Source organism: Campylobacter sp. RM12640, from assembly GCF_020137595.1.
In the GTDB taxonomy this organism is placed as follows: Bacteria; Campylobacterota; Campylobacteria; order Campylobacterales; family Campylobacteraceae; genus Campylobacter_E.
In genome coordinates, this window is the sequence record NZ_JACGAU010000079.1 from 1 (window position 1) to 330 (window position 330).

Sequence of the window (330 nt, forward strand, 5' to 3'; positions counted from 1 at the left end):
TTAGAAAGTTTAGCCAATGAGCTAGAAGAAAAAATAAATAGCAATTGGCTAGATACTCTAAGTAAAGATGAATTAGTAGAATTACAAGCTTTGCATACTCAATTAATTGAAACTTTATTAAAATTAAAGCATAAAGATTTAGAAAGATTAAAAAAGCTTAAAAAATCTTTAAGCTATATAAAATAGGAATTTTAAATTCCTATTCTTACCATCTAGTTACGCCACCAATAGCCATTACACTAGCACCTACAATAAAAAGGCTAATTAATTTTATAACTAATAATAAAGCAATAATAAATCCAATAGCTATTAAGATATTTATGGGTTTTC

Annotated in this window: 1 protein-coding gene; it reads left to right on the top strand. The window is 24.8% G+C overall.

The window, feature by feature from the left end; genetic code table 11:
• On the top strand, positions 1-186 hold a 186-nt coding region (locus AVBRAN12640_RS09960; protein ID WP_336609203.1), incomplete at its 5' end, for a hypothetical protein.
• Positions 187-330 lie beyond the last annotated feature (144 nt).